The sequence below is a fragment of the Halomonas sp. BC1 genome (genome assembly GCF_002078135.1).
In the GTDB taxonomy this organism is placed as follows: domain Bacteria; phylum Pseudomonadota; class Gammaproteobacteria; order Pseudomonadales; family Halomonadaceae; genus Vreelandella; species Vreelandella stevensii.
The window spans coordinates 370,225-379,104 of record NZ_LFGS01000004.1 but is presented as its reverse complement, the minus strand read 5'-3'; the positions used below and the strand labels follow the sequence as shown (position 1 = coordinate 379,104).

At 58.2% G+C, this 8,880-nt stretch carries 10 protein-coding genes and 1 pseudogene; 10 read left to right on the top strand and 1 reads right to left on the bottom strand.

What is annotated here, in order from left to right:
- Window positions 1–72: 72 nt before the first annotated feature.
- Window positions 73–357: pseudogene (locus tag B7L72_RS03325) on the top strand (JAB domain-containing protein); the annotation flags it as partial.
- A gap of 212 nt (window positions 358–569) precedes the next feature.
- Here the strand turns inward: B7L72_RS03325 and B7L72_RS03320 are convergent.
- A complete protein-coding gene (locus tag B7L72_RS03320; RefSeq protein ID WP_139788421.1) occupies window positions 570–1,160 on the bottom strand; it encodes a hypothetical protein in 591 nt (196 codons plus the stop codon).
- 188 nt (window positions 1,161–1,348) lie between these two features.
- Here B7L72_RS03320 and B7L72_RS03315 point away from each other — a divergent pair, with 188 nt between their 5' ends.
- The 9 genes from B7L72_RS03315 to B7L72_RS18450 form a co-directional block, all read left to right on the top strand.
- On the top strand, window positions 1,349–2,425 hold the full coding sequence (locus B7L72_RS03315) for a hypothetical protein (protein WP_081192537.1): 1,077 nt from the start codon (window positions 1,349–1,351) through the stop codon (window positions 2,423–2,425).
- Entirely contained in the window at window positions 2,407–3,099 is a 693-nt protein-coding gene (locus B7L72_RS03310; RefSeq protein ID WP_081136173.1) for a hypothetical protein, read from the top strand. Before B7L72_RS03315 ends, B7L72_RS03310 begins: the two co-directional genes overlap by 19 nt.
- Window positions 3,096–4,013 carry a hypothetical protein gene (locus tag B7L72_RS03305; protein ID WP_081192535.1) on the top strand — a complete coding sequence of 306 codons (918 nt, stop codon included), beginning with the start codon at window positions 3,096–3,098 and terminating at the stop codon, window positions 4,011–4,013. The genes B7L72_RS03310 and B7L72_RS03305 overlap by 4 nt, the downstream gene beginning before the upstream one ends.
- Entirely contained in the window at window positions 4,010–4,612 is a 603-nt protein-coding gene (locus tag B7L72_RS03300) for a type I-E CRISPR-associated protein Cas6/Cse3/CasE (protein WP_081192533.1), read from the top strand. The genes B7L72_RS03305 and B7L72_RS03300 overlap by 4 nt, the downstream gene beginning before the upstream one ends.
- 138 nt (window positions 4,613–4,750) lie before the next feature.
- Window positions 4,751–6,829: a helicase C-terminal domain-containing protein gene (locus B7L72_RS03295; RefSeq protein ID WP_081192531.1), complete on the top strand. Its 2,079-nt coding sequence runs from the start codon at window positions 4,751–4,753 to the stop codon at window positions 6,827–6,829.
- A gap of 165 nt (window positions 6,830–6,994) precedes the next feature.
- On the top strand, window positions 6,995–7,819 hold the full coding sequence (locus B7L72_RS03290; protein WP_081192529.1) for a flagellin N-terminal helical domain-containing protein: 825 nt from the start codon (window positions 6,995–6,997) through the stop codon (window positions 7,817–7,819).
- Window positions 7,820–7,859: 40 nt separating this feature from the next.
- Window positions 7,860–8,132 (top strand): hypothetical protein, encoded by a 273-nt coding sequence (locus B7L72_RS03285; RefSeq protein ID WP_081136166.1) that lies wholly within the window; start codon window positions 7,860–7,862, stop codon window positions 8,130–8,132.
- Window positions 8,133–8,198: 66 nt separating this feature from the next.
- Window positions 8,199–8,330 carry a hypothetical protein gene (locus B7L72_RS18845; protein ID WP_254893746.1) on the top strand — a complete coding sequence of 44 codons (132 nt, stop codon included), beginning with the start codon at window positions 8,199–8,201 and terminating at the stop codon, window positions 8,328–8,330.
- Window positions 8,331–8,458: 128 nt separating this feature from the next.
- Window positions 8,459–8,880 (top strand): hypothetical protein (locus tag B7L72_RS18450; RefSeq protein WP_446718537.1); only part of this gene is annotated, 422 nt, incomplete at its 3' end.

The window sequence follows — 8,880 nt, the reverse complement described above, 5'->3', positions numbered from 1 at the left end:
GCCAGGCTTCCCATAAGCCAGGCTTCCCCATGATTGAAACTCGTCTGATTCTTTTTACTGACGCTAGATCCCGACACCCAACACCGCGTCATCCGTTTCGAGGAGCTATTCCGAGGCACCATCGATTCGGCCAGTGTCTATCCGCGAGAAGTGGTCAAGAAAGTCCTGGCATACAACGCTGCGGCAGTGATCCTGGTGCATAACCATCCTTCAGGCGACCCCGAACCCAGCAATGCGGACCGACGCATCACTCAACGGCTCAAGGAGGCACTGGAACTTGTCGAGGTGCGAGTCATTGACCACATCGTGGTGGGAAGCGAAGGTTGTGAGTCATTGGCCGAGCGAGGGTGGCTTTAACAAGTCGGGCTCGATTCGAGGCAGGACCTAAAAGCCATGGTGGCTCCGCAGTGAGAGTCACCATGCTTATTAAGCGATCTGTTATTTTTTTCTTGCTTTTTATATAATCAGATGTCTAATCTGTACTCATTTAATGGTCGCAGTATGCGCGTCTTTATAGAGCAGGCGAAGCCGCGCGAAAAAGACCATCGCTGCAACATTGATTGTTATAGCTAACTGCCGATCCTCAACTTGGTTTCAGTATTAATGGCATTTGCCATCCCCAGTCTATTCATTAGGTGGTAAAAGCATCCTTTTACCCGCTCATAATGCTCTGAAGTGAAGCTCATCGTGGTAGAAGGCAACCCGCAATTTTCAACATATGTTCGCTGATTTTCATTCCATTCGCCATGTACGTAGGCGTTCCGGATGTATTTACACGCCAAATAGTCATTAAAGCATTTGCGAGCTGGCTTCAATCCGCGAATCTCAAGCGCTTTGTAAAGACGCTCCAAGCGCTCTTCATTTGATCCGCTTTCAAAGTATGATGCTATATCAGACATCATAGGCTCTGGAATGGCCCATCTTTTAATTATCATCTCAATGCTGCCAACCATCATGACTATCCATAAGCGGCAGAATGATGAATACTTGATACTATCAGGGATTTTGCTTTCCACAGGGTGGTCGTTTACCAATTCCTCGATGAGTTCCAAGTATATCTGATCATCAGAATATGCATCAATGAATTCATCTACCATCTGGATTACCTCGCTTGTTATTGCCATTTCCCCCGGATATTCTCGGCTCAAACTTGAAAACATCCACCTCTACCCCTGTCATCGGCAACACATGGCTTTTCTTTAACTTTAATTCCCAATCTTTGGGTATCGAGGAGCCGCCTCTATAGGGAAAAGTGCAACGCAGCGGCTGCGCTCAGCACGGGGCTATTTGTCGATGGTGAGCGTGGTAGGATATGCCGCATCATCCGTGCCGTTTCAGGAACATCTGCATGCCCCAACCCCTCGCTTACCAGTTCTCTGGCCTCATCACTGCCGAGGCGCCGATCACGGTGGATTACGTTGGCATGGAGCAGCGTCTACCGCGTACGCCGCATGGCCAGGTGTTTCTCAATGGCGGTACGTTGCGTGGCCCGTTGCGCAAGGCGGGGCTGACCATGTTGATCCGTGAGTTGGCGAAGGCACACGGCAAGCCGCTGGATGGCATCTTCAACCGTGCCGAGATGTACATGCTGGGCGAAGGGGTGGATATCACCCGCCAGGTCAATAGCGAGGAAGGCGGCACCCACGATCCCCGCGCCGAGGCGTTTCTTCGTGCCGCCAATCCTTTTCTCAGCCTGTTCGGACGCTGGAAGCTGGCCGGCTATCTGGAAGTCGGGGCGCTACTGACCTCACGCGATAACCTGATCACGGCGGGGCAAGGCGTGCGTCACGACCAGTTTGAGCATAGCCCGCAGTTGGCTCAATACCTGGATGAAGCCGAGCATGAAGCGCTACTCACTGAGCTGCGCAGTGCCCGCGAGAGCATGGTAGAGATTGAGGCGCTGCGTGCTCAAGTGCGCGAATTACGGGAACGCTCACGCAATAGCGACGACCGCACCGTCAGGCAGGAAATCAGCACGCAGATCAAGGAACTGGAAGCTCAGGAAAAGGAGATCCGCAAAGCACGGGAGGGGTCGGAAGAATCGATCAAGCATCCGATCCAGGGCGTTGAGGCCATCGCGCCGGGCAGCCAGCTACAGAGCCGCCTGCGTATCATCGAAGGCTCAGCGGAGTCCTTGGGCCTGTTGCTGCATTGCTTGGGCGAGTTTTCCCAGCGCCCACGCCTGGGCGGGCATCTGGCGACCGGCTTTGGCGCGATCAGCGCTGAGTGGGAGGTACTACAGCGGGCAGCAGGGGAGCGTCGGGCCAATGCGATAGGTCAGGTACGGCTGGATGACATGGGCATCGAACTTGACGGTGAACCGCTGGAAGCTGCTTGGGAGGCATTCGCCCAGGCACTGCCGCAATACGACTTTACACTCTCTACCCGCCAGGAGGCCCGTAAGCAGTGGAAGTCACGCAAGTGAGCGAGCGTGAGCCCCCTTCTCCCAAGGGCATACCTGCGGCGCGGGCACAGGCCTTTCGCCTGCTGCTGCAACTCCACACCCCGCTGATATTGCCCTTGGTCGTACCCCGGCTCGATACCCTGCTGCAAGAAGCCGCTTGTCGGCGGGCGCTCGACTGGTCGTGCTACCACACCTTGCCGCTGCTCTTCGATAAGGCACGCGGCGGCTACCGCGCTTCACAACTGATTTTCGGCGTGACGCCGCACGCTGGCTTGGAAGCGCAACCGCAGGCGAAGATCGGGCATATCCAACGTCTGCCGCTGCTGCAGGCGCGCAACGTGCGCGCCGCGTTGCGCATTGATGGTGGCGACTGGGCACCTAAAATGACCCACCATCAGGCGCTGCTGAGCCCCTACGTGCTGTTTTACGCCGAAGGCGATCCGGATGCCTGCATCAACCTATTGCAAGAGCTGCCGCAAATCGGCATCGGACACAACCACGGCCAAGGCATGATCAGTGTGGCCAGTGTATCTCCCAGCACTGAACAGCGCTGGCGGCAGCGCCCCTGGCGGCAAGCGGAGGAGCATACGGGCATGGCCTACTCACCGCTGACTGACACATTACGAATGGCCCCTTGGGGTACGGATGAACCCGTGTTTCGACCGCCGCGCATTCTGCGGGAGATCCTGGCATGAGCCGCCATCTTGCTTACCAGCGTCTGTTTGCCGCCACCCACGAGCTGCGCGTGGGGGCCGAGTTTTCTCGCTTTACCCCGGATACCCCCAGTTGCGCTTGCTGTAACCGCCGCTGGAGTGAGGTGGAAGCCCCATTTCAGGCAGCGGAATACCGTTACGGCAAGTCCGGTGAGCCGGAGCAGGTATGCCTGACCTGCTATACCCCGCGCATTCCGAGTGAACGCCTGCTGGGTCTGGAACGCTATAACCACACTGGCAACACCACCACACCGATCTACGGCAAGCTCGGCATGCTGGTAGGCTCGGGGGGCATCATCACGCCGCGCAACGAGCTTTATCTGACCCTGCCGCCCAAGCTGCACGCCAAGTACAAAAAGGGCGAGTGGGGGCAGCAGGGCCGCTTGAGTACCGATAAACCACTGGCTCGATTGCTCGATTTACTGATTGCCGGTGCCCTCTCTGCGCCGGGAGAGCGCCCCCTGGAACAGGGCTTCGTCTATATCGAGAACTGGGGCCGCAAAGCGGATATTTTGATGCGGCGCTTGCTGGCAACCACCTCGCTGAAAGAAGTGTGGTGCAACAGTGAGCAAGGTGTCACGCCGCTAGACCTGCAGGCGATTCTGGAAACGGCACAGGTGTTGAAAACCCTGGAACTAACCAACCAGGCTGACCGCCTCGTGTTCTGGAAGCCGATTACGGATGCTGCACGGGGCAAGCGTGACGATGCTGCTTTCGATGCCTGGCTTGGCAAGGTACCCGACCCCCGTGCGCTATTGATGGCGCTACCGACCGACCCCTTCGACCGGCTGCGTTTACCTGCGGTGCTGCGTGAAGTGATGCCACGCCTGTCAGCCCTTGAAGCCTACCTGACACCCGCGCCCCCACAAACACAACGGCAAGGATCGCTGTTTTGAACACCATGACGGTTCACACCTTCGAGGCCGCTGTGCTCTGCCACCCCGGCCATGCGCCGGGGCAAGCTCCCACCCTGGACGACTACCACCGCACCGCCTGGCGACTGTTTACCGGCGATACTCACTATCCCCAGGGTGAACGTCCCTTCTTGTTTCGCTTCGATGCACTCGATGATGATCGCCATCTGCTGACCCTCAGAGCTGACCGGCCATTCCCTGGCGCCTATCAACGCCAACAGGCGTTTACCGTCGGTGCTGATCTCTGCCTGGAGTGGCTGTGGGTGCCCAGTGTCGCCACACGGCTATCGCCGCAGGGGGAGCGGTTGCCGCGTAGTCGCCATGTGCCTGCGCCCCGTGAGCGCTGGGAATCTCTGCTCAGCGAGCGCTTGATGCGCCATGGACTGACCGCACAGCCTGATCGGATTCACTGCCTGCCGCTAGGTCGCTGGCAACAGCGTACTGGCTTGGCCGCCTGGCATGAAGTCGTACACGTCAGCGCACAGCTCACCGTCACCGACCCGCAACGTGCCGCGCTGGCCTGGCTCGGCGGGCTCTCGCGGTTACGTACTTACGGCATGGGCCTGCTGTTCCAGCAATAGTGAAACCACCTGCCAAGTGCGCTACCATGGCCGTCTCCGCCCTTGCGGAGGTGTTAGCAACGCACTGCAGACCTCGATGGAACGTCTGTTGATCCCGCCCCTGCGGGAGTCATATCGCCCCGGCGCTGCTGGGGCGATATGCTAATCTGGCCCGCTATTTCTCCAATACCTGTGTTCATGCATCCGGTTATCGACTACCTCACCAACGTCTTGCCCCAACGCCCCGGTTTTCAACACAACCCGGTGCAGGTGGCTTATGCCCAGGCACTGCTCGACGGCGTCAAGGCGCAAGGCCAGGTGCATTTCGTTGAAGGCGATACCGGCATCGGCAAATCACTGGCCTACCAGCTGGTACTCGCTGACTGGGTCGCCAAGGGTAAGCGCATGGGCGGCAAGCAGGCCGCCCGCCGGGCGGTGATCTCGACCCACTCCCGCGCCTTGCAGCGGCAACTGCTGCAGCCGGAGAACCTCACCATCGTGCGCGATTACCTTACTCGCGCCGAGCTGCCGGCACTCAGTTTTCAACTGCGCATGGGCCGTGAAAACTACCTGAGCCCCGAGCGCCTGGCCCTGCAGTTGGGGGCGATCAGCCTGGAAGCGGCGCAAAAGGATCGCCACCTACCCGCCAACTTGCGGCAACTGGTGCGTTGGGCACTGGAGAGCGATGGTTGCCTGCTCGACCTCGATCCCGCCTGGTTACCGGAGGGGTGGCAGGTATCGGACTTGGCCTTGCGGCGCGACGACCCCTTGCCGGAAAGCCTGGAGGCCCAGCTCAATGAAGCGGTAAATAGCGATATCCTGATCATCAACCACGCCCTGCTGGTGGTGGATCTGGTCACCCAGGGGAGCGTCACCCAGGCGGCCTCGCCCTATGTACTGCTGCTCGATGAGGCCGAGCATTACCCCGAACTGGCCGAAGAGCTGCTTAGCCAACGGCTATCGTTACAGACCACCGTGCGTCTGCTCACGCTACTGAAACAGCATCCTGCGGCTGCCGAGTGGCAGGCACTGCTGGCGTCACTCACCGATGCCGAGCGTGCCGGCAGCGCTCACGGTATCAGCGATGAGCAAAGCGCCCAGCTTCAAGGCGCCATTGAGGCGCTACTCAAGCGGCGACCACGGGAATCGGCTCACGATCCGGCGCTATGGCGGGAGTGGCTGCATGTACGCCACAGTGCCGAAACCATCGCCACTCGGCTGCGTGAAGCCAGCCGTTACCTGGTACTGGACTACTCACCGGTGCGCGGGCTGCCGGGCATCGTCGCCCATTCACCCAGCGCGGCCTCCAGCCTGCGCAATGGCGTGGGTGATCGTGCCACACTGCTGACCTCCGCCACCCTCTCTGATCTCGACCATGCGCCAGGCGAGGCGCCGCAGTTTCGTTATATGCGCAGCCGCCTGCAGCTACCCACCACCAGCAAGCGCAGTGGCCAGCAGGTCAGCTTTCAGGCCAAACACTTTGGTGAACTGCGTTTTCGGCTACCCCAGGGGTTACCGCACCCGATTGCCAAGCTGCAGGGTGGTGGCTACCGGTTGGACGAAGACTATATAGAGCGTGTGCTGCCGTATTTGCTCGATCAGCCGGGGCGTACCCTGGTGCTGTGTGCCAGCTACGCCGATGTCGAAGCCTTGGTGGATGCCTGGCCGGATACACAGCGCCACCGCCTGGTAGCGCATCAGTTGGGCCAGGGATTAAGCGAGCTGGTGGCAACGCTGGAGAGTGATAGCATTCTGCTCACCCCGGCAGGCTGGGAAGGGCTCTCGCCCACTCGTGAAGGCAATAGCGCCTACTGGTCGCATCTGGTGGTACTGCGCAACCCGCGTGCGGCACGCAGCGCCGTGGAACAGCGTTTGGTCGAACAATTGCTGCAACGCCGTGGCCTGGATAGTGAGCGGGCAGCGGCCATGGCCAGCGGAATGCTTTACCGCAAAAGCACCGTGCGTACCCTGCATAAGCTGCGCCAAGGGCTGGGGCGAGCCATTCGCCACCCCGATGATCAGGTGCTGGTCACGCTGCTGGAACCGCGCTTCCCCCGCCCCTCGGCAACGCCGCCACTGGCGGGCGTTATTCAAAGCGATGCCCTTTTGGGGGCTATTCCCGCCCGGTTTCGTCCTGCCTGGCAGCAGGCGGAAGAGCCAAAGGCGCTTGAACTTGGGGATCGCAGGCGGCAAACGCCTGCCGAGTCGTTGCAGGCTGACCTCAAGGCGTTGCTCTAGCCACTGCGGTAAAAAATTTTCCTTCTCACCCTAAAGTCTTTGCGCAGGGTGCCGTTATATAGGGTAACGGCCACCGGCGCCGTTATGGCAGGCCCGAGAAGCTGGGTCGAACGAAAGGTTCAGCGGGCCCGTCAATGGAGCCCTCAACACAGGAAGGAACATCACATGTCCGTGATCAATACCAACATCACGTCCCTGATTGGCCAGTCCAATCTGAGCAAGTCACAAAACGCGTTGCAGACCAGCATGGAGAGGTTGTCCTCCGGCCTGCGTATCAACAGTGCCAAGGACGACGCCGCCGGTCAGGCCATCGCCAACCGCATGACCGCCCAGATCAACGGCCTCAACCAGGCCCAGCGCAACGCCAACGACGGCATCTCGCTGGTGCAGACCGCCGAAGGCGCCCTGAACCAGATCAACGACAACGTCCAGCGCATCCGTGAGCTGACCGTGCAGGCCGCCAACGGCACCAACAGTGAGGAGGACCTGAAGTCCATCCAGGATGAGATCACTCAGCGTCTGGAGGAGATCGACCGTATCGCCAATCAGACCACCTTCAACGGTGTCGAGGTGCTCGCCCCTGGCACTGATTCCATCAACATCCAGGTCGGTGCCAACGATGGAGAATTTATTACCGTAAATCTGGAAGCGGCTGATGCTGCGGCGCTTGGGCTGGCGGGTTTTACTGTCGTTGACGCTGACTTTGATAGTGAGACCGATGGTCCTCTTGCGCTCATTGATGAGGCCCTGAACATTATCGATAGCCTGCGCTCCGAGTTGGGTGCGGTGCAGAACCGCTTCGAGGATGCCATCGTCAACCTCAACACCAACTCCACCAACCTCTCCGCCGCCCGCTCGCGCATCGAGGATGCCGACTACGCGGTGGAAGTCGCCAACATGACCCGCGCGCAGATCCTGCAGCAGGCCGGCACTTCCGTACTGGCACAAGCCAACCAGATTCCGCAGAACGTTCTTTCTCTGCTGGGTTAATCTGAGGCTTAGCCTAACGCTTGGCCGAAAGGTTGAAGTGGTGATTATCGACGGGGCCGAAGGCCCCGTTTTAATTGGGGGTAGCATGTTCGAAAAGTCATACAAGATTCTCGCTAAGAGAAGGCAAGGGAAGTTGGTTGTTGTTGCAGTGAAAGATTTGGCTGAGGTAGACCTGATAGAATGGGTTACGGGAAAGGCCTCCGCTGGCATAAGGCCAGTCGAGATAACCAATAGGTGTATTGTTGTAGATGCCAAGAGAGTTTTCATGGAGCCGCTTGGAAATGGGTGTTCAATTCTATCTGTATTTGGGTGAATAAGGAGGGGCTGTCGGGGAAAGACCTTCATTTCCTCATTTCTTTGAGTGGTGAGCGGAGCGGGCATGACGCCAGACGAACATCAGCATTTGATCGACGAGCTTCAAGGTGTCATCGACGATACCCAACATACCCTCGACCGTTTCGAGGCCACCGGTACGGATACACAGATGCCGGAGGATAGCGAGACCTGTTAGCTGGATCGGCTTGGTGCTACGCTGTTGACAACGCGAAGTCAGCCTACCTTCGTTAAGCCGTAGGTTGGTGATGCCACCACCGCAAATGTGCTAAGCTGAAACTGGATTGAGGTTCGGAGAGCAGTGTAATGGATAGAATTTATGGCTTTCCGGCATCAGCAAAGCATTACCATCTCTACACACTCGACTCGGAAATCAAACGGCATCCTGCCTATTTTTCTGCCAAACAAGGGAGTGAAGAGGCTGCTCTTGAACTGGTATGGGAGTTGGCGAGGGAATTCCTCTATCGCCTTCGCGGTGAATTCTCTGAAGATGTGGTATATGTGTCACCTTTTGCAAGAGAAGCCGCTGGCGATAACGCGATCCCTCCATTACTAGCTAGCGCCTGTGCTAACTTGATAGGTGGGCAAGCAGAAAGTGACATCGTTCAAGTAGAGAGGGTTTACCACACAGGTGCCGACCCTATGGAGCGTATGTCGTTGAGACCTTCTTTCGAAGGTGAAGTTATACCCAGGCAATCTTATGTGTTAGTTGATGATGTGACTAATAT